Source organism: Kocuria sp. CNJ-770, from assembly GCF_001942375.1.
Classification (GTDB): Bacteria; Actinomycetota; Actinomycetes; order Actinomycetales; family Micrococcaceae; genus Kocuria; species Kocuria oceani.
Window position 1 is genome coordinate 25,544 of the sequence record NZ_MKJW01000077.1, and the last position, 18,089, is coordinate 43,632.

Genomic DNA, 18,089 nt, shown 5'->3' on the forward strand with positions numbered 1-18,089 from the left:
CCCGACGGAGAGGCGACGAGCAGCGTGACACAGCCCAGGCTGGCGGAACAGACCGAGTACGGACGGATGTACGCGAGGTCCATCTCCGAGCAGGCCACCGTCCCCTCCATCACCACCGTGCTCTCCCGTGCCGCCACCGACCTGGACGGCTGGTACGGCTACTCCGCCGCGCAGGCGGCCGTGCAGGACGACCGGCTGCGGGCGGCCCTGGGCTCGCCCGCCCAGCTGCGCGCCGTCGTGCGGGACGCCGCCAAGGCCGCCCAGCGGCACCGGGACGACGCCGCGGCCCGCGGGGACCGGGTGCACACCTACGCCGAGCAGATCGCCCTGCGCGCCCTCGGGAAGCCCCACCGGGCCGCGGAGGCGCGGGCCACCCTGGCCGAGCACGGCGAGGAGCGCTTCGCCTCCCGCTTCGACGAGTGGTGGGACCTCTACGCGCCCGAGCCCCTCGCCGTGGAGGTCACCGTCTGGAACTCCACCGTCGGCTACGCCGGCACCCTCGACCTCGTCGCCCGGATCGCGGGCAAGGTCTGCCTGATCGACTACAAGACGAAGGGCACGGACCGGGACGGGCGCGTGAAGTCCCTGGACGCCAAGGTCGTCACCCAGCTCGTGGCCGGGCTCAAGGCCGAGGAGTCCCTCGTGGACGCCGAGGCCGGCACCTGGGAGCCCTGGGCCTACGGCGGCGCGGACCTGCTGCTGGGGGTCGCGATCGGGGAGACGGAGGTCGTGCCCGTGCAGGCCGTGCCGGAGGTGCTCGAGCAGCACTGGTACAAGTTCTGCGCCCTGCACCGGCTGTGGACGCAGGAGACCGCCCTGGCCGCGGCCGGCCCCGCCCTGCGCCCCGTGCCGCCGCCCCCGCCGCCGGAGCAGCCCTAGGACCTCCGGAACGGGTCCGCGCCCCGCGCCCCGCGGGCGGCCCGTAGACTTGTCGGGTCGAGAGCGAGGTTGCCCCATGCCCATCCTGCCCATCCGCACCATCGGCGATCCCGTCCTGCGCACCCGCGCGTCGGAGGTCACGCAGTACGACGACGCGCTGCGCCGGCTCGTCGCCGACATGACCGAGACGATGCTCGACGTCGGCGGCGTCGGCCTCGCCGCGCCCCAGGTGGGGATCGGTCTGCGCCTGTTCACCTGGGCGGTCGAGGGCAGCGCCGGACACGTGGTCAACCCGGTCCTGGAGGTGGGCGACGCACCGCAGGAGGGCGGCGAGGGCTGCCTCTCCGTGCCCGGTCTCGGCTTCGACACCCCGCGCCGCGACTGGGCCCGGGTCACCGGCACGGACCAGGACGGCCGGCCGGTCACCGTCGAGGGCACCGGTCTGCTCGCGCGCTGCCTGCAGCACGAGACCGACCACCTGGACGGGCGGCTGTACGTCGACCGCCTCGTGGGCGCCGCCCGGAAGGAGGCGCTGCGGGCCATCCGCGCCGCCGACTACGACGGGGTGGTCCACGGCGTGGCCGGGCAGCGGGCCGCGACCGTGGGCTCCTCCTTCGGCAGCGGCACCGGCAGCGCTTTCGGCTCCGCCCGCGGCTGAGTCCACCCCCCGTCCCCACCCGTCTGGAGAGCAGTGAAGATCCTCTACGCCGGCACGCCGTCCGTCGCCGTGCCGCCCCTGGTCCACCTGGCCGACCGGTCCGACGTCGAGATCCTCGCCGTCCTGACCCGCACCGACGCCCCCGTGGGCCGCAAGAAGGTGCTCACGCCCTCGCCCGTGGCGCAGGAGGCGCAGCGGCGGGGCCTTCCCGTGCTCAAGGCCAACCGGATCGACGCGGAGCTGACCGAGCGGATCCGGGACCTGGGCGCCGACGTGGCCGCGGTGGTCGCCTACGGCGCGCTGGTGCCCCAGGCCGCGCTCGACGCCCTGCCGCACGGCTGGCTCAACCTGCACTTCTCCCTGCTCCCGCAGTGGCGGGGCGCCGCCCCCGTGCAGCGGGCGCTGATGGCCGGGGACACGGTGGTGGGCGCCAGCACGTTCCTGCTGGAGGCCGGGCTGGACACCGGCCCGGTGGTGGGGACGATGACCGACGAGGTCCGCCCCGAGGACACCGCCGGCACGGTCCTGGAGCGGCTCTCCCGCACGGCCGCGCCCCTGCTGGCCGACTCGCTGCGCGCGGTGGTCGAGGGCACGGCCCGGCCCGCCGCCCAGCGGGGCGACGTCTCGCTGGCGCCCAAGCTCACCGCGCAGGACGGGCGGGTCCGCTGGGCGGACCCCGCCCTGGCCGTGGTCCGCCGGGTCCGCGGGACGACGCCGGAGCCCGGGGCCTGGACCCAGCTCGACGGCCGCCGGATCAAGCTCGAGGGCGTCGCCGCCCGCCCCGAGGTCCGGGACCTCGCGCCGGGGGAGTGCGCGCTGCGCGGCGGCGCCGTGCTCGTGGGCACCGGCTCGGGCGCGGTGCAGCTGGGCACGGTGCAGCCCGCCGGGAAGAAGACCATGGACGCCGCCGCCTGGGCGCGGGGCCACAACACGGAGGACAGGGTGGTGTTCGAGTGAGCGAGCGCGAGAGCCGGGGGCGCGACGACCGCCGCCGCGACCGCCAGGACGACCGCCAGGACGAGCGCCGGGGCGGCCGGGACCGGCGCCCGGGGGGTGAGCGGCGCAACGCCCGGGGCCACGAGCGCAACCGGCGCCCCCGGACCGAGCGGACGTTCTCCTCCGCCGCGCCGGCGGCCCGGACCCGGCGGGCCGACCCGGCCCGGCTGGCCGCGTTCGAGACGCTGCGGGCGGTCTCCGAGGAGGGCGCCTACGGCAACCTCGTGCTCCCGAAGGCCGTGCGGGCCCACCGGCTCGACCGGCGCGACGCCGGTTTCGCCACCGAGCTGGCCTACGGGGCGCTGCGCTGGCAGGGGACCTGGGACGCGGTGCTGAGCCGGTGCGTGGACCGGCCGCTGGCCGACCTCGACGGCGCGGTGCTCGACGCCCTGCGCCTGGGCGTGCACCAGCTGCTGGCGATGCGGGTGCCCGACCACGCCGCCCTCGACCAGACGGTCGGGCTGGTGCGGGCCGTGGTGGGCGCCGGGCCCGGGTCCCTCGTCAACGCGGTGCTGCGCAAGGTCGCCGCCCGGGACCTCCCCGCGTGGATCGCCGAGCTGAGCGAGGACGCCGCCGACGGGACCGCGCGGCTGGGCCTGGCCCACGCCCACCCGGCGTGGCAGGTCCGCGCGCTGCGCCAGGCCCTGGTGGCCCACGGCCGGTCCGGCACCGAGCTCGAGGCCCTGCTCGCGGCGGACAACGAGGCCCCCGTGGTCAACCTCGTGGCCCTGCCCGGCCTCGGCGAACTGACCGAGGCCCTCGAGGCCGGCGCGCAGAAGGGCGCCCTCGTGCCCGGCTCCGCGCTCAGCAGCGGCGGCGACCTGCACCGGCTCTCCTCCGTGCGCGCGGGCGGGGTCCGGGTCCAGGACGCCGGCTCCCAGCTGGTCGCCCGGGCCCTGGCCGCGGCCGGCGGCGGGAGCGCCGGGGCCGGGGACGGCCGGGGCGAGCGCTGGCTCGACCTGTGCGCCGGTCCCGGCGGCAAGGCCGCGCTGCTGGCCGCCCTGGCCGCCGAGCGCGGCGCGCACCTGACGGCCAACGAGGTTGCCCCGCACCGGGCCGAGCTGGTCCGCCAGGCCCTGCGGCCCGTGCCCGGGCACGCGTGGTCGGTGCGCACCGGGGACGGCCGGGCCGCCGGCGAGCTGCTCGGGGGCCGCCCCGCGGAGGAGGCCGGCTACGACCGGGTGCTCGTCGACGCCCCTGCACCGGACTCGGGGCGCTGCGCCGGCGGCCGGAGTCCCGCTGGCGCCGCACCCCGCGGGACCTGGCCGAGCTGGGGCCGCTGCAGCGGGAGCTGCTGGAGGCCGCCCTCGACGTCACACGCCCCGGGGGCACGGTCGCCTACGCCACGTGCTCCCCGCACGCGGCCGAGACCCTCGCGGTGGTCCAGGACGTGCTGGGCCGCCGGGAGGACGTGGAACTCCTCGACGCCCTCGGCCCGGCCCGCGACGCCGCCCTGCCCGGGGCCCTCGAGGGGGACCGGGACCCGTCCCGCCCCTGGGAGGGCGCCGCGGGACCGGCGACCGTCCAGCTGTGGCCGCACGTGCACGGCACCGACGCCATGTTCCTGGCCCTGCTGCGCAAGCGCTGAGCCCCCCGAACCCCCGACCACCCAGGAGTCCTCCGTGCCCCAGCCCTGCATCCACCCCTCGATCCTCTCCGCCGACTTCGTCAACCTCGAGGCCGAGCTGGCGCGGATCGCCACTGCCGACGCCGTGCACGTGGACGTCATGGACAACCACTTCGTCCCCAACCTCACCCTCGGGCTGCCCGTGGTGGAGCGGCTGCTGGCCGTCAGCCCGGTCCCGCTGGACGTGCACCTGATGATCGAGGACGCCGACCGCTGGGCCACCGGCTACGCCGAGCTCGGCTGCGAGTCGGTCACCTTCCACGCGGAGGCCGCGCGCGCCCCGCTGAAGCTGGCCCGGGAGCTGCGGGCCCACGGTGCGCGGGCCGGGATGGCCCTGCGCCCGGCGACCCCCGTGGAGCCCTACCTCGACCTGCTCCCGGAGCTGGACATGCTCCTCGTCATGACGGTGGAGCCCGGCTTCGGCGGGCAGGCCTTCCTGGACGTGATGCTGCCGAAGATCCGCCGGGCGGCCGAGGCGATCCGTGCCGGCGGGGGGCGGGTGGCCCTGCAGGTGGACGGCGGGATCACGGAGGAGACGATCCTGCGCGCCGCCGAGGCCGGGGCCGACACCTTCGTGGCCGGCTCCGCCGTCTACGGGGCGGGGGACCCCGAGGCGGCGATCACGGCGCTGCGCAGTGCCGCCCACGACGCCCGCTCCTGAGCGGGGACCGCCGCCCGGTGCTGCCGGCCCGGCGGGGCTGTGCCATAATCGGGCTCAAGAACAACGTGTTCCGGGGTCGGTGCAAGTCCGAACCGGCGGTCACAGTCCGCGAACCGTGCGGCGCCCCAGCGGGGCGGGCACGGCCGAACCGGTGGAACTCCGGTACCGACAGTCACAGTCTGGATGGAAGGCAACACGTTCGACGGCCCTCGCGGCGCGCCCTGCCGGCCCGCCGCGTCGCCGGTCGCGGCCGCACGGGCCCGGCCGGCGGCGCCGTCGTCCTGCCCCCGGAGCCGACCCGGGAAAGGACGACGCGAATGGACCCGCAGCACCGGCCCGGCGGAGACGCCGAACGGTCGATCATGCGGACCGCCCTGCACGCGGCGGCGCGCGGCCCGCGCGGGGCCAACCCCCTCGTGGGAGCCGTCCTCGCCGACGCCGCGGGCCGGATCCTGCACGTCGGCCACCACCGCGGGGCCGGCACCGTCCACGCCGAGGTCGACGCCCTGCAGCAGGCCGCCTCCGCCGGCACGGACCTGCGCGGCACCACCATGTACGTCACCCTCGAGCCCTGCAACCACTGGGGCCGCACCGGCCCGTGCGCCGACGCCATCGTGGAGGCGGGCGTGCCCCGGGTGGTCTTCGGGGCCCCCGACCGGACCTCCGCCGCCGCGGGCGGGGCCGCCACCCTGCGCGCGGCCGGGCTGCAGGTGCGCTCCGGCGTGCTCGCCGAGGAGGCCGAACGGCTCAACGACCGCTGGGGCGAGACGATGCGCGCCCAACGGCCGTTCGTCACCCTCAAGGTCGCCCAGACCCTCGACGCCCGGATCGCCGCGGCGGACGGGACCAGCCAGTGGATCACCTCCGCCTCGGCGCGCGAGCACGGCCACGACCTGCGCGCCCGCGCCGACGCCGTGCTCGTGGGCACCGGCACGGTCCTGGCCGACGACCCGCGGCTCACCGCCCGGACCGGCGACGGCGCCGCCGTGCCGCGGCAGCCGCTGCGCGCGGCCATGGGGCTGCGCGCCGTCCCGGCCCACGCGGCGATCCGCGGCAGCGACGGCCGGTTCCGCCACCTGGTCACCCACGACCCCCACGCCGCCCTGGCCGAGCTCTACGACGCCGGGGTCCGCCACGTCCTCATCGAGGGCGGCGCCACGGTCGCCGCGGGCTTCCTGCGCGCCGGCCTCGTCGACGAGATCAGCCTCTACCAGGCGCCGCTGCTGCTGGGCGCCGGGCGGCCCGCGTTCGCCGAGCAGGGCATCGGCACCCTCGCCGACGCCTCCCGGTGGCGGCTGGACCCCACCGGCGGGGGACCGGTGCAGCAGCTGGGCCCGGACCTGTGGATCCACCTGCGGCCCGCCCCCGCGGACTGACCGCACCGAACGAGCCTCACCGAACAGACCTCACCGACCGACCGCACCCAGAGAGACAGAGGACAAGCCGCATGTTCACAGGAATCGTCGCCGGGCAGGGCACCGTGCGCTCGGTCGAGCCCCGCCCGGACGGCAGGAGCGCCCGCCTCCTCGTGGACGCGGGCCCGCTCGTCGCCGACCTGCCGCACGGCGGCTCCCTCGCCGTCAACGGCGTGTGCCTGACGGCCACGCGCACCGAGGACATCGGCGCCGGGCAGTTCCTGGCCGACGTCATCGGCGAGACGCTGGTGCGCACCACCCTCGGGGCGCTGGCCCCCGGCGACACCGTGAACCTGGAACGGTGCGTGCCCGCCGGTGGGCGCCTGGACGGCCACGTGGTCCAGGGCCACGTCGACGGCACCGGCACCGTCGTCGCCCGGGAGGACCTGGGGGAGTGGGAACGGGTGCGCATCGCGGTGCCCGGGGAGCTCGCCCCCTTCGTCGCGGAGAAGGGCTCGGTCGCCGTGGACGGGGTGTCCCTGACCGTCACGGCGGTCAGCGCCCCCGGCGCCGCCGAGCCCTGGTTCGAGATCGGGCTCATCCCCGCCACCCTGGCCGAGACCACGCTGGGACGGCGCCCCGCCGGGGCGTCCGTCAACCTCGAGGTCGACGTCCTCGCGAAGTACGCCCAGCGGTTGCTGGCCTTCGCCCGCACCGACAGCACCCCGGCACCGGAGGCCGGGCCCACCGCAGGAGAAGGAGCATGATGCGCACCAGCAGCACCCGGACGGACACGGGCCCCGGCGCGGGCGGGACGGGCGAGCCGATCCGCCTGGACGCCGTGCGCACGGCGGTCGAGGCGATGGCGCAGGGCCGGCCGGTGGTCGTCGTGGACGACGCCGACCGGGAGAACGAGGGCGACATCGTCTTCGCGGCCCAGCACGCCACCGCCGAGCTCATGGGCTTCACCATCCGGCACACCTCCGGCGTCGTGTGCGTGCCGATGACGGGGGAGCGGGCGGACGCGCTGCGCCTGCCGCCCATGGTCGCCGTCAACGAGGACTCCAAGGGCACCGCCTACACGGTCACCTGCGACGCCCGCCACGGCGTGAGCACCGGCATCAGCGCCGCGGACCGGGCGCTCACCGCCCGGGTCCTCGCCGACCGGTCCGCCGGCGCGGAGGACCTGACCCGGCCCGGGCACGTCCTGCCGCTGCGTGCCGCCGACGGAGGCGTCGCGGTCCGCCGCGGGCACACCGAGGCCGCCGTCGAGCTGTGCGTCCTCGCGGGCCTGGAACCGGTGGGGGTCATCGCGGAGCTCGTGCACGACGAGGGGGAGCTGATGCGGCTGCCGGCCCTGCGGGCCTTCGCCGACCGGCACGGCATCCCGCTGGTGAGCATCGAGGACCTGGCGGAGCAGCTGCGCGGGGACCGCCGATGACGCCGGACGCCCCGCTGGTGAGCTCCGAGCCCGTGGTCGTGCCCACCCCCGAGGGGCGGTTCGAGGTCGTGGGCTGGCAGGTGCCCGGCCGGTCCGGGGACCCGGCCGCCGAGCACCTCAGCCTCACCGCCCCGTCCTCGGAGCGGGTGCCGGTGGGCCAGCCCCCGCTCGTGCGGCTGCACTCCGAGTGCCTCACCGGGGACGTCTTCGGCTCCTACCGGTGCGACTGCGGCCCGCAGCTGCACCTGGCCCTGCGCCGGATCGCCGACGACGGCGGCACCCTGCTGTACCTGCGCAACCACGAGGGCCGCGGGATCGGCCTGGTGAACAAGCTGCGGGCCTACAAGCTCCAGGACGGCGGGGCGGACACCGTGGAGGCCAACGAGCTGCTCGGCCTGCCCGCCGACGCGCGGGACTACACCGCCGCCGCCGCCATCCTGCACCGCCTGGGCCTGTCGCGGATCCGGCTGCTCAGCAACAACCCCGCCAAGGCGGAGCGGCTGGCCGAGCTGGGCATCGACGTCGTCGCGATGGTGCCCAACGAGGTCCCGGCCCGTCCCGAGAACCACGACTACCTCGCGACCAAGCGGGACCGCATGCACCACCGCCTGCGCCACGTCGACGACACCACCGCACACCCCGAGGCGCCGGCGCACGCCGGCGACCGCACGAACAGCACAGGAGACCTCACCCCATGAGCGGACACGGAGCCCCCGACATCGACCTGAGCGCCGCCGACGCGAGCGGACTGCGCGTCGCCGTCGTCGCCTCCAGCTGGCACACGGTGATCATGGACGGGCTGCTCGACGGCGCCCGCCGCGCGCTCGCCGACGCCGGCGTGACCGACGCGGCGGTCGTGCGCGTGCCCGGCAGCTTCGAGCTGCCGGTCGCCGCCGCCCGCCTGGCGCCCGGGCTGGACGCCGTGGTGGCCCTGGGCGTGGTCGTGCGCGGGGGCACCCCGCACTTCGACTACGTCTGCTCCGCCGCCACCCAGGGCCTCACGGACGTCTCGGTGCGCACCGGCGTGCCGGTCGGCTTCGGCGTGCTGACCTGCGACACCGAGCAGCAGGGCCTCGACCGCGCCGGCCTGGAGGGCTCCCAGGAGGACAAGGGCTACGAGGCGACGGCCGCCGCGGTGCAGACCGCCCTGCTGCTGCGCTCGCTCGGCGTCTGAGCCCCCGCGCCCCCGGACCGGCCGAGCGCGGCCGGTCCGGGGGGAGTCCGCGGACCCATTACCCTGGTAGTCGTGAAAACCTTCGAGACCCTCTTCGCCGAGATCAGCGACAAAGCCGTGACCCGACCGGAAGGCTCCGGCACGGTCCGGGAGCTGGACACCGGCGTGCACGGGATCGGCAAGAAGGTCGTCGAGGAGGCCGCCGAGGTCTGGATGGCGTGCGAGTACGAGACCGCCGAGCAGGCCGCGGAGGAGATCTCCCAGCTGCTCTACCACCTGCAGGTCATGATGGTCGCCAAGGGCCTGACGCTCGAGGACGTCTACCGCCACCTCTGAGCGCCCCCGCCCCCGTCCCACCGAAGCCGAGAAGGATCCCCCATGCTGCGTGTCGCAGTGCCCAACAAGGGCGCCCTGTCCGAAGCCGCCGTCACCATGCTCAAGGAGGCCGGCTACCGGCAGCGCCGGGACTCCCGCGAGCTGGTGCTCGTGGACCCCGAGGCCAACATCGAGTTCTTCTACCTGCGCCCGCGCGACATCGCGGTGTACGTGGGCGGAGGCACCCTCGACGTCGGGATCACCGGCCGCGACCTGCTGCTGGACTCCGGCGCGCACGCGGACGAGGACCTGGCCCTGGACTTCGCCCGCTCCACCTTCCGCTTCGCCGGCCCCGCCGGCCGGTACTCCTCGATCGCCGAGCTGGCCGGCCGGCGCATCGCCACCAGCTACGACGGCCTGCTGCGGGACTACCTGGCCGAGCGGGGCGTGGACGCCTCGGTGGTGCGCCTGGACGGGGCGGTGGAGTCCTCCATCCGGCTGGGCGTGGCCGACGCGATCGCCGACGTGGTGGAGACCGGCAACACGCTGCGCGCCGCGGGGCTGCAGGTGTTCGGGGAGCCGATCATGACCTCCGAGGCCCTGCTGATCCGCAGCCGCCGGGCCGAGGAGCCCGAGGGCCTGTCCGTGCTCCGCCGCCGCCTGCAGGGCGTGCTCGTGGCCCGGCAGTACGTGATGATGGACTACGACGTCGCCGAGGAGCTCGTCGAGGCCGCCACCCAGATCACTCCCGGCATGGAGGGCCCCACCATCTCCCGGCTCGGGCGCGGCAACGCGTGGGCGGTGCGCGCCATGGTCCCGAAGTCGGAGACCAACAAGGTGATGGACGCCCTCTACGACGTCGGCGCGCGCGCCATCCTGGTCTCCCCGATCCAGGCCGCCCGCATCTGAGCCCTTCCCACCCCACCGCAGCCGAGGAGGTCCCGCCCGTGGGCGTTGCCGTACGTGTCATCCCGTGCCTGGACGTCGACGCCGGTCGCGTCGTCAAGGGCGTGAACTTCGAGAACCTGCGCGACGCCGGGGACCCGGTCGAGCTGGCCAAGCGCTACAACGAGGCCGGCGCCGACGAGCTGACGTTCCTCGACGTCACGGCGTCCTCGGCCGCCCGCGCCACGACCTTCGACGTGGTCTCCCGCACCGCCGAGGAGGTCTTCATCCCGCTCACGGTGGGCGGCGGCGTGCGCGCGGTCGCCGACGTCGACCGGCTGCTGCGCTGCGGGGCGGACAAGGCGTCGATCAACACCGCGGCGGTGGCCCGTCCCGGGGTGATCGACGAGATCACCGGGCACTTCGGCAGCCAGGTGCTGGTGCTCTCCCTCGACGCCCGCCGCACGGGCAACACCCCCTCCGGCTTCGAGGTCACCACCCACGGCGGGCGCACCCTCACGGGCCTGGACGCCCTCGAGTGGGCACGGGAGGCCGAGGACCGCGGGGTGGGCGAGATCCTGCTCAACTCCATGGACGCCGACGGCACCCAGGAGGGCTTCGACCTGGAGATGATCCGCGCCGTGCGCGCCCGGGTGCACGTGCCGCTCATCGCCTCGGGCGGGGCCGGTGCCCCGGAGCACTTCCCGCCGGCCGTGGCGGCCGGCGCCGACGCCGTGCTGGCGGCCTCGATCTTCCACTTCGGGCCGGTGCACGCCATCGCCGAGGTCAAGGACGCCCTGCGCTCGGCAGGCCACGAGGTCCGCTGAACGACTCCGCCCTCCCCGCGCCGAGGTCGCAGCCGTCGGCCACCGGAGCGGCGTCCGTCGCCGCCGTGCGCCACCTCGCGGGCGGCAGGGGTGCCCGTAGCCGTGGGCCGGTGGTCGGGCGTAGAGTCGTCAGTGAGCTGACGACAGTCGCTCGACAGGCCGATCGCGAAGGAGCCCACCGTGGGACTGAACAGCATCATCAAGAGCTTCACCGGGCGGGGAGCCGGGGGCACCGCCGGACGGGGCGCCGGAGGCCGCCGGGCCACCCGCGGCATGAACGCCGCCGGGCAGGCCGGTGCCGGCCGGAACACCGGGCGCGGCCTCGGAGGCCGGCTGAGGGGTCTGCTCAATCGCCGCTGACCGCCGCCGGGCGCGGCCGGTCACCGTCGACCGCCGCGCCGACCGAGCCGGGCACCCAGCGGGTGCCCGGCTCAGCGCGTGTCCCGGCAGGTCCCGTCGAGCCAGTCCCGCACCGGTGCGAGCGCCTCGTCGAGGGCCTCGCCGTCGAACCGGGCGTCCGGGTCCTCCACCAGCTCCTCCCCGTAGGAGTCCACGAGCAGCTGCACCCGGGCGTGGTCCGCCGCGAGCTCCGGGGGAGCCGCCGCCAGCATGCCGGCGACCTGGTCCTCCACGGCATGCACCTGCTCGGTGGTCGGTCCGCCGGAGAGACTGGCCGGCAGCAGGGCGAGCGCCACGAGGTCCTCGGCCACCGCGGCGCACGCCTCGCCCCGGCCGGGGTAGGCGCCCCACGGCCCGGAGGCGGCCGTGGCGGAGGGCGCCGAGGGGGACGCCGTGGCCGTGGGCGCCGCGGCGGACGGCACCGGGCTCCCTGGCGGGTCCGGGGTCGGACCGGGGCCCGTGCACCCGGTCAGGAGCAGGCCGCTGAGGGCCGCCGCCGCGCCGCGCCGCGCTGTCCTGGCATCCATCGTCGTCGGTGTCCTGCCCGTCGTGCCCATCCGGTTCTCCGCCCCACCATAGGCCCTGGCGCCCCGTGGCGGGAGACGGAGGACACGGCGGGGCACAGCCCATATCCTGGGTGACGGGCGACCGGGAGGAGGGGCACGTGCGAGTCGTCGTCGTCGCGGCCCGGGTCTCGGCCCTGGTGGTCGCGATCTGGGCCCTGGTCTCCCGCGCCGACTGCGCCTTCGTGACCCGCACCTGTCTCGGCTCCAACCTGTTCAGCTACTTCACCGTGCACAGCGCCTTCCTGCTGATCCTGGCGTTGCTGCTGGCGGTGCTGCACACCGCCACCGGGCGCCCGGAGCAGGGCTGGCTGACGGGCCTGCGCGCCCTGGCCACCACCTACACGACGGTCTCGGGCGCGGTGTTCGCGGTGCTGCTCGGCAACGCCGAGCTGTTCGGGCACCTCTTCCTCGTCCCGCGGTCCTCCCAGGTGCTGCACTTCGTGCTCCCCGTCTACGCCCTGCTGGACTTCCTCCTGGCCCCGGGGCGGAACCGGCTGCGCTGGGCCACCGTCTGGGTGGCCACGGTCTTCCCCGCGCTGTGGGCGGTGTACACCCTCGTCCGGGGCCGGATGGTCGGCTGGTACCCCTACTTCTTCCTGGACCCCGCCCTGGTGGGCGGCTACCGGGCGGTGGGCACCTACGCCCTGGGGCTGTCGATGTTCATCCTCGCTCCGAGGCCACCGGACGGCAGGAGTGGCAGGTCCCGCTGCTGCGGACCCCGGACCGGATGCCCGCGGCCGTGCGCCACCTGCTGGCCGGGCTCACCGGCGGGGAGCCGCTGCGGCCGATCGCGACCCTGCGCACCGTCCGGCAGATCCAGACGGTCAGCGACGCCGGTGGGGACGAGGTCGCCGAGCTCGCCGCCGACGTCGTGGAGGCCGTCGACGAGCGCACGGGCACGGCGCGCTCCTGGTCCGAGTGGGAGGTCGAGCTCCTCGACGGGTCGATCCCCGAGGAGCGGCAGCAGGAGATCTTCGACGCGGTCGAGTCCGCGATCTTCGCGGTGGGCGGCCGGCCCTCGAACTCCCGGGCGAAGATCGCCCGGGCGCTCGGCGCCGAGGACGGGGCCGGCGCACCCGCGGCGGACGGGTCCGCGCAGGAGGCGTCGTCGCCGGGGGAGAAGCCCGGGCGGACGACGGGGACGGACGCCGCGGGCCAGAAGGGCCAGCAAGGCAAGAAGGGCAAGCAAGGCAAGAAGGGCCAGAAGACCGAGAAGAAGACCGATAAGACAGGGAAGAAGGGGCGGAAGGCGAAGGGCACGGGCCCGGAGGCCCTCCGGACGGTGCTGGACGGGCTGGCCGAGCAGCTGGTGCTGTGGGACTTCAAGGTCCGCCTGGACGCCCCGGACGCCGTCCACCAGATGCGGGTGACCTCGCGGTCCCTGCGCAGCGTGCTGCGCGCGGCCGGGCCCTTCTTCGCGGGGGACACCGCGCAGGAGCTGGACGGGCGGCTGCGCGAGCTCGCCGGGGCGCTGTCTGGCGCGCGGGACGCCGAGGTGACCGCGGAGCTGCTCGCCGGGCGCGTGGCGGCCCTGGACCGCCGGGTGGACCCGGCCGCGGCGGAGGTCCTGCAGCGCGCCGCGGAGGAGCAGTCGCAGCGGGCCGCCGCCGCCGTCCGCCGGCGCGTCACCTCCCGGGAGCACCTGCAGCTGCTGGCGGACGTCGGGGAGTTCGCGGCGGCGCCGCCGCTGACCGAGGAGTGCGCCGAGCTCTCGGCGCGGGAGGCCGCCGACGCCCTGGTGCACCGGGCCCTGCGGAAGGTGGTCCGGGTGGCCGAGCGGGGGGCCGCGGCGGAGGAGGCCGGGGAGACGGCGCAGGAGCAGCGGCTCGAGCACCTGCACGACGTCCGCAAGGCCGTGAAGCGGGTGCGCTACGTGGACGCCGTCCTGGACCGGGCCGGGTTCCGCCCCGGGAAGTCGCTGCGCCGGGCCGCCCGGGACGCGGAGGACTACCAGGACGCGCTCGGCCGGGTGATGGACACCACGGTGGTCGAGCGGTGGCTCGCGGACCGGGCGAAGGCCTCCAGGGATCGGGGGAGGACGCTACGCGGTGGGCCTGCTGCACGGTGCCGAGGTGTCCCGGATGCACGCCGGGGCGGAGGGCGGCTCCGAGGTCGTGGGAGTGCTGCTGTCGCAGCTGCGCGCGGACCTCGGCTGAGGGCTGGGGTCCGGGCCGGCGGCACCCGTGGGGCGCGGCCGGCCCGGACACGACGGAGGCCCCCACCTGGCGTCCTGCCTGGTGGGGGCCTTCTGATCCGGTGGAGCTAAGGGGAATCGAACCCCTGACCTTTTCATTGCGAACGAAACGCTCTACCAACTGAGCTATAGCCCCGGAGCAACCGTTTCATCCTATACACCCGGCGCCGGTTTCGCATCTCGGGGGATCGGCGTGCCGCCCGACCTCCCGCCCCCGTGGCCGGGAGACTGCACGGCAGTGGGTAGATTGGCGGCCATGGACGACGCGCCCGGGCCCCTGCACCCCACCGACGACGACGCCGGGAGGGCGGCCGACCTCGCCGTCGCCTTCGTGCCCGGAGTGATGCCGGGCAAGTGGTTCTTCCGCTGGCGGGACCGCAACCGCGGCCGGGTCCTGGCCGAGCACCCGCTGGAGACGGACGCGTGGCGGGAGGAGCTCGCGACGGGGCGCGCGCACGCCTGCTTCGTGCGGCTGCCCGCCCACCCGAGGGCCGGCGCCGAGGACCTCGCCACCCTGCGCCGGCAGTTCCGGGCCGTGGAGCTCTACGCCGAGCAGCAGGTGGTGGTGCTCCCGCGCGAGCACGAGCTGACCCTGCTCGACGAGGTGCCCGTCGCGGAGCTCGTGGACGAGGTGCTGCTGCAGGAGCCGGCGACCCTGCCCGAGCGGGAGCGGCTGCGCTCCCCGCAGGCGGCGGCCGCGGACGCCCCGCTGCCGCCGATCCGCCACGCCCGGGACGCGATCGAGCTCGTCGCCGCGGGGCTGGGCCTGGTCGTGGTGCCGATGTCGGTGGCGCGGCTGCACCACCGCAAGGACCTCGTCCACCGTGTGGTGCCCGACGCCGCCACGGTGCCCGTGCTGCTCGTGTGGCCGCAGGACCTGCCGGAGGAGCAGGAGGAGCTCGTGCAGGACTTCGTGGGCGTGGTCCGCGGGCGCGGCCTCAACAGCTCCCGCGGAGCGGCGGCGGTGCCGGCCCGTGAGGACGGGGCGGCCGCGGGCGGCAAGGGGGGACGCCGGCGCCCTCCCGCGGGCCGGCCGGGTGTCGCGCGGCACGGCCCGGGGCGGCGGCGGCGCGCCGCAGGAGCCAAGGGGCAGGTCAGGGGCGGGCGCCGCTCCGGCGGCCGGGGTCGGCGCTGACCCTGCGCGGACCCCGGTGTCTGCCGGGACGGGGGTCGCGTTGGTCGTGACGAAACTCAGGCACCCGATCCCGGCCCACCGGGCCGGACGGCCCGGACCTGTCCCGTCTCGGGCGCTCCGGACGGGCCGGGGGCCGTCCCGTCCTGCCGGATCACCGTCTGGTTCAGCAGCGGCACGTGCAGGCCCTCGCGGTCGAGCATCTTCTTCATCCGCAGCCGCAGCGCCCGGGCCACGTCCCACTGCTTGAGGGGCACGGTGCGCACGGCGACGCGCACGGTCACGGACTCGCCGGTGACGGCCTCCACCCCCCACACCTCCGGGTCCTCGGTGATGAACTCCCCGACCTTGGGGTCGTCCCGCAGCAGGGTGGCCTCGTGCAGGATGAGCTCGGTCATCAGCTCGATGTTCGTGTCGTAGGGCACCGGCAGGTCCAGCACGCAGCGCGCCCAGCCCTGGGACTGGTTGCCGACGCGCAGGATCTCGCCGTTGCGCACGTGCCACAGGGTGCCGTTGACGTCCCGGACCTGCGTCACCCGCAGCCCCACGGACTCCACGGTGCCGCTGGCCTCGCCGAGGTCGACGACGTCGCCGATCCCGAGCTGGTCCTCGGCGACGATGAAGATCCCGGACAGGTAGTCCTTCACCAGGGACTGTGCCCCGAAGCTCAGGGCCACGCCGGCGATCCCGGCGCTGGCCAGGACGGGGCCGATGTCGTACTCGAGCTCCGAGAGGACCATCAGCAGCGCGACCGCCCAGATCAGCACGGTGCCCACGGAGGAGAGCACGGAGCCGATGGTCGTGGCCCGCTGCGACTGGCGGGCCCCCGCGAGCCCGGCGTCCTCGACCCACCGCGGCCGGCCCCGGTCGAGCCGGCGGACGATCCTGGAACGGGTGCCGCGGGCGATGCCGCCGGACACCCGGCGGATGAGCAGCCGGGCCACGGCGGCGAGCAGGGCCGCGCCGAGCAGGACGACCAGGATCCGCAGGGGCTTGTCCAGCCAGAACTGCCAGCTCAGGTCGGGAAGGGAGGGCGACATGGGGAGGAGCATGGGGGAAGCGTAGCGAACCCACCCGCCGGTCCGGGCGCCGTCCAGCCGGCCCGGAGGAGCATCGGGCACAATGGGGGTCGATCCGGCGGGCCGACCGCGGCCCGCCCCCGCCCAGCCCCGAGGGGACCCATGACTGCCGCCATCCCCGTCCTGCCCGCCGCCCTCGCACCCACCGCTGCCGCGCTCCCCACCGCTCCGGACCTGGCCGCCGCGAGCGGCGCGGCCGAGGGACTGGGGGGCGTCGCGGACTGGGCGGTGCAGGTGATGGAGACCATCGGCGCCCCGGGCGCCGGTCTGCTGGTGGCGCTGGAGAACCTCTTCCCGCCGCTGCCCTCGGAGGTGATCCTCCCGCTGGCCGGGTTCACCGCCAGCCAGGGCAACTTCTCGCTGGCCGGCGCGATCTTCTGGACCACCCTGGGCGCGGTGCTCGGGGCGGTCGCCCTGTACTGGATCGGCGCGGCCCTGGGCCGGCGGCGGCTGCGGGTGATCGTGGACCGGATGCCGCTGGTGGACCTGCACGACCTGGACCGCACCGAGGCGTGGTTCGAGCGCCACGGCCGGGCGGCGGTGTTCTTCGGACGGATGATCCCGATCTTCCGGTCGCTGATCTCCATCCCGGCCGGCGTCGAACGGATGTCCTTCCTGGCCTTCGTGCTGCTGAGCACCGCGGGGTCGCTGATCTGGAACACGGTGTTCGTGCTCGCCGGGTTCTACCTGGGGGAGAACTGGCACCTCGCGGAGCAGTACGCCGGGATCTTCTCGCGCGTGGTGGTCGTGACGGTCGCCGTGCTCGTGGCCTGGTGGGTGGTCAAGCGGGTGCTGCGCAACCGCCGGGGACTGTCCGACGCCGCCCGGCGTGAGCACGGGGAGCCCTGAGCCCGGCGCTCACAGCCAGCGCTTGAGCCTGAACACCACGTAGAGCACCACACCGGTCACCAGCATCAGGGCCAGGGCCATGGGGTAGCCCCACACCCAGGACAGCTCGGGCATGAACCGGAAGTTCATCCCGTACACGGAGCCGATGATCGAGGGCGCGAAGAGGATCGCCGCCCACGACGAGATGCGCTTCATCTGCTCGTTCTGCTCGATCGCGGCCTCGTTCTGCCGGGCGGCGAGCTGACTGGAGTCCAGCATCAGCGCGTTGGTGAGGGAGGACTGGAAGCCCTCGACCTTGTTGTTGACGTAGATCAGGTGGTCCAGGACGTCGCGCAGGCCGTGCCGCAGCTCGAGGTCCGCGCCGTCGAGCTCCTCGAGGAACTGCCGCAGCTCCGTCTCCAGCGGGGCGACCGCCCGGTGGAAGGCGCTGACCTCCCGGGTGAGCTGGTAGATCCGCTGGGAGACGAGGCCGTCGCCCGAGCCGGAGAACAGGGCGTCGGAGATCTCGTCGATGTCGTTCTCCAGCCCCTGGACGACGGGGTAGTAGTCGTCCACGGTCTGGTCGAGCACGGCGTAGAGCACCGCCTCGGGGCCGGTGGCGAGCAGCCGCGGCTCGGCCTCCACCCGGGCGCGGACCCGTCCCACCCGGCCGTGCTCGGACCGGCGGACGGTGATCACGAAGTCCGGGCCCGTGAAGACGTGGATCTCCCCGAAGTCGACCGTCTCGGTGGCGTCCTGGTAGACGGCCGGGCGCAGCACCGTGAACAGGGTGCGGCCGTAGCGGTCCAGCTTGGGCCGCTGCTCGGCCTGCCGCACGTCCTCCATGGCCAGCTCGTGCAGCCCGAAGTGCCGGGCGAGGGAGTCGAGCTCCTCCTCCGAGGGGCTGTGCAGTCCGATCCACGCCAGCACGCAGTGCCCCTCCGGGTCCGCGCACCGCGGGTCCTCGGCCCGGAGCCGGGCGAGCAGCCGGTAGGTCTCCTCGAGCGTCGCGGGCGACGCGACGCGCTGACCGTCCCGGTAGACGGCGTTGTCGACGATGCTCACGCGGCCCA

19 protein-coding genes, 1 tRNA gene, 2 pseudogenes and 1 riboswitch are annotated in these 18,089 nt (G+C 75.5%); of the genes and pseudogenes, 18 read left to right on the forward strand and 4 right to left on the reverse strand.

Annotated features, from left to right (window positions below; translation table 11 throughout):
• Positions 1-24 precede the first annotated feature (24 nt).
• The 14 genes and pseudogenes from BJF77_RS04295 to BJF77_RS04360 all read left to right on the forward strand — a co-directional run bounded on the left by BJF77_RS04295 (position 25) and on the right by BJF77_RS04360 (position 11,178).
• Positions 25-879, forward strand: a complete 855-nt coding sequence (locus BJF77_RS04295; protein ID WP_075871366.1) for a cytochrome — start codon at positions 25-27, stop codon at positions 877-879.
• Positions 880-955: 76 nt separating this feature from the next.
• A complete protein-coding gene (def, locus tag BJF77_RS04300; protein ID WP_047801448.1) occupies positions 956-1,537 on the forward strand; it encodes a peptide deformylase in 582 nt (193 codons plus the stop codon).
• Between the two features lie 33 nt (positions 1,538-1,570).
• Entirely contained in the window at positions 1,571-2,494 is a 924-nt protein-coding gene (fmt, locus tag BJF77_RS04305) for a methionyl-tRNA formyltransferase (RefSeq protein ID WP_075871367.1), read from the forward strand.
• Positions 2,491-4,121 (forward strand): annotated as a pseudogene (locus BJF77_RS04310) (RsmB/NOP family class I SAM-dependent RNA methyltransferase). The gene fmt and the pseudogene BJF77_RS04310 overlap by 4 nt, the downstream one beginning before the upstream one ends.
• A gap of 34 nt (positions 4,122-4,155) precedes the next feature.
• Positions 4,156-4,821 carry a ribulose-phosphate 3-epimerase gene (gene rpe, locus BJF77_RS04315; protein ID WP_047801451.1) on the forward strand — a complete coding sequence of 222 codons (666 nt, stop codon included), beginning with the start codon at positions 4,156-4,158 and terminating at the stop codon, positions 4,819-4,821.
• A gap of 61 nt (positions 4,822-4,882) precedes the next feature.
• Positions 4,883-5,022, forward strand: a riboswitch (FMN riboswitch).
• Between the two features lie 116 nt (positions 5,023-5,138).
• On the forward strand, positions 5,139-6,197 hold the full coding sequence (gene ribD / locus BJF77_RS04320) for a bifunctional diaminohydroxyphosphoribosylaminopyrimidine deaminase/5-amino-6-(5-phosphoribosylamino)uracil reductase RibD (protein ID WP_075871368.1): 1,059 nt from the start codon (positions 5,139-5,141) through the stop codon (positions 6,195-6,197).
• Between the two features lie 71 nt (positions 6,198-6,268).
• Positions 6,269-6,943, forward strand: coding sequence for a riboflavin synthase (locus tag BJF77_RS04325; RefSeq protein ID WP_075871369.1), 675 nt, complete (start codon positions 6,269-6,271; stop codon positions 6,941-6,943).
• The gene (gene ribB / locus BJF77_RS04330; protein ID WP_075871370.1) at positions 6,943-7,617 is read left to right on the forward strand and encodes a 3,4-dihydroxy-2-butanone-4-phosphate synthase; all 675 of its coding nucleotides are present in this window, start codon (positions 6,943-6,945) and stop codon (positions 7,615-7,617) included. Before BJF77_RS04325 ends, ribB begins: the two co-directional genes overlap by 1 nt.
• A complete protein-coding gene (locus tag BJF77_RS04335) occupies positions 7,614-8,315 on the forward strand; it encodes a GTP cyclohydrolase II (protein ID WP_047801454.1) in 702 nt (233 codons plus the stop codon). Before ribB ends, BJF77_RS04335 begins: the two co-directional genes overlap by 4 nt.
• Positions 8,312-8,791 carry a 6,7-dimethyl-8-ribityllumazine synthase gene (gene ribH / locus BJF77_RS04340; protein ID WP_047801455.1) on the forward strand — a complete coding sequence of 160 codons (480 nt, stop codon included), beginning with the start codon at positions 8,312-8,314 and terminating at the stop codon, positions 8,789-8,791. Before BJF77_RS04335 ends, ribH begins: the two co-directional genes overlap by 4 nt.
• Before the next feature lie 72 nt (positions 8,792-8,863).
• Positions 8,864-9,127 carry a phosphoribosyl-ATP diphosphatase gene (locus tag BJF77_RS04345; RefSeq protein WP_075871371.1) on the forward strand — a complete coding sequence of 88 codons (264 nt, stop codon included), beginning with the start codon at positions 8,864-8,866 and terminating at the stop codon, positions 9,125-9,127.
• Between the two features lie 42 nt (positions 9,128-9,169).
• Complete coding sequence (gene hisG / locus BJF77_RS04350) at positions 9,170-10,015, forward strand: ATP phosphoribosyltransferase (RefSeq protein WP_047801457.1); 846 nt, start codon at positions 9,170-9,172, stop codon at positions 10,013-10,015.
• 38 nt (positions 10,016-10,053) lie between these two features.
• Positions 10,054-10,818: an imidazole glycerol phosphate synthase subunit HisF gene (gene hisF / locus BJF77_RS04355; protein WP_075871372.1), complete on the forward strand. Its 765-nt coding sequence runs from the start codon at positions 10,054-10,056 to the stop codon at positions 10,816-10,818.
• A 180-nt stretch (positions 10,819-10,998) separates the two neighbouring features.
• Positions 10,999-11,178 carry a hypothetical protein gene (locus tag BJF77_RS04360; protein WP_047801459.1) on the forward strand — a complete coding sequence of 60 codons (180 nt, stop codon included), beginning with the start codon at positions 10,999-11,001 and terminating at the stop codon, positions 11,176-11,178.
• A 71-nt stretch (positions 11,179-11,249) separates the two neighbouring features.
• On the opposite strand, the gene BJF77_RS04365 is transcribed toward BJF77_RS04360, so the two are convergent.
• Positions 11,250-11,639 carry a hypothetical protein gene (locus BJF77_RS04365; protein ID WP_075871373.1) on the reverse strand — a complete coding sequence of 130 codons (390 nt, stop codon included), beginning with the start codon at positions 11,637-11,639 and terminating at the stop codon, positions 11,250-11,252.
• Between the two features lie 326 nt (positions 11,640-11,965).
• Here BJF77_RS04365 and BJF77_RS22485 point away from each other — a divergent pair.
• A pseudogene (locus tag BJF77_RS22485) lies at positions 11,966-12,430 on the forward strand (Pr6Pr family membrane protein); the annotation flags it as partial.
• Between the two features lie 80 nt (positions 12,431-12,510).
• Complete coding sequence (locus BJF77_RS21390) at positions 12,511-14,049, forward strand: CHAD domain-containing protein (protein ID WP_075871374.1); 1,539 nt, start codon at positions 12,511-12,513, stop codon at positions 14,047-14,049.
• Here the strand turns inward: BJF77_RS21390 and BJF77_RS04375 are convergent.
• A tRNA-Ala gene (locus tag BJF77_RS04375) sits at positions 14,041-14,113 on the reverse strand. The two genes, BJF77_RS21390 and BJF77_RS04375, sit on opposite strands and share 9 nt — an antisense overlap.
• Positions 14,114-14,233: 120 nt before the next feature.
• Here BJF77_RS04375 and BJF77_RS04380 point away from each other — a divergent pair.
• Positions 14,234-15,112: a LysR family transcriptional regulator substrate-binding protein gene (locus tag BJF77_RS04380; protein ID WP_075871375.1), complete on the forward strand. Its 879-nt coding sequence runs from the start codon at positions 14,234-14,236 to the stop codon at positions 15,110-15,112.
• A gap of 56 nt (positions 15,113-15,168) precedes the next feature.
• Here the strand turns inward: BJF77_RS04380 and BJF77_RS04385 are convergent, their stop codons facing one another.
• Positions 15,169-16,161 carry a mechanosensitive ion channel family protein gene (locus BJF77_RS04385; protein WP_047801788.1) on the reverse strand — a complete coding sequence of 331 codons (993 nt, stop codon included), beginning with the start codon at positions 16,159-16,161 and terminating at the stop codon, positions 15,169-15,171.
• A 129-nt stretch (positions 16,162-16,290) separates the two neighbouring features.
• Between BJF77_RS04385 and BJF77_RS04390 the strand changes: the two genes are divergently transcribed.
• Positions 16,291-17,037: a DedA family protein gene (locus BJF77_RS04390; protein ID WP_053004692.1), complete on the forward strand. Its 747-nt coding sequence runs from the start codon at positions 16,291-16,293 to the stop codon at positions 17,035-17,037.
• Between the two features lie 9 nt (positions 17,038-17,046).
• On the opposite strand, the gene BJF77_RS04395 is transcribed toward BJF77_RS04390, so the two are convergent.
• Positions 17,047-18,081 (reverse strand): magnesium and cobalt transport protein CorA, encoded by a 1,035-nt coding sequence (locus BJF77_RS04395; RefSeq protein WP_075871389.1) that lies wholly within the window; start codon positions 18,079-18,081, stop codon positions 17,047-17,049.
• Positions 18,082-18,089: the final 8 nt, after the last annotated feature.

What these genes read in the sequence shown, in the direction of transcription:
- def (WP_047801448.1), top strand. Translation starts at nt 956, where the DNA reads ATGCCCATCCTGCCCATCCGCACCATCGGCGATCCCGTCCTGCGCACC.
- ribB (WP_075871370.1), top strand. Translation starts at nt 6,943, where the DNA reads ATGCGCACCAGCAGCACCCGGACGGACACGGGCCCCGGCGCGGGCGGG.
- BJF77_RS04390 (WP_053004692.1), top strand. Translation starts at nt 16,291, where the DNA reads ATGACTGCCGCCATCCCCGTCCTGCCCGCCGCCCTCGCACCCACCGCT.
- hisG (WP_047801457.1), top strand. Translation starts at nt 9,170, where the DNA reads ATGCTGCGTGTCGCAGTGCCCAACAAGGGCGCCCTGTCCGAAGCCGCC.
- BJF77_RS04385 (WP_047801788.1), bottom strand. Translation starts at nt 16,161, where the DNA reads ATGCTCCTCCCCATGTCGCCCTCCCTTCCCGACCTGAGCTGGCAGTTC.
- BJF77_RS21390 (WP_075871374.1), top strand. Translation starts at nt 12,511, where the DNA reads ATGCCCGCGGCCGTGCGCCACCTGCTGGCCGGGCTCACCGGCGGGGAG.
- BJF77_RS04380 (WP_075871375.1), top strand. Translation starts at nt 14,234, where the DNA reads ATGGACGACGCGCCCGGGCCCCTGCACCCCACCGACGACGACGCCGGG.
- ribH (WP_047801455.1), top strand. Translation starts at nt 8,312, where the DNA reads ATGAGCGGACACGGAGCCCCCGACATCGACCTGAGCGCCGCCGACGCG.
- BJF77_RS04335 (WP_047801454.1), top strand. Translation starts at nt 7,614, where the DNA reads ATGACGCCGGACGCCCCGCTGGTGAGCTCCGAGCCCGTGGTCGTGCCC.
- BJF77_RS04325 (WP_075871369.1), top strand. Translation starts at nt 6,269, where the DNA reads ATGTTCACAGGAATCGTCGCCGGGCAGGGCACCGTGCGCTCGGTCGAG.
- ribD (WP_075871368.1), top strand. Translation starts at nt 5,139, where the DNA reads ATGGACCCGCAGCACCGGCCCGGCGGAGACGCCGAACGGTCGATCATG.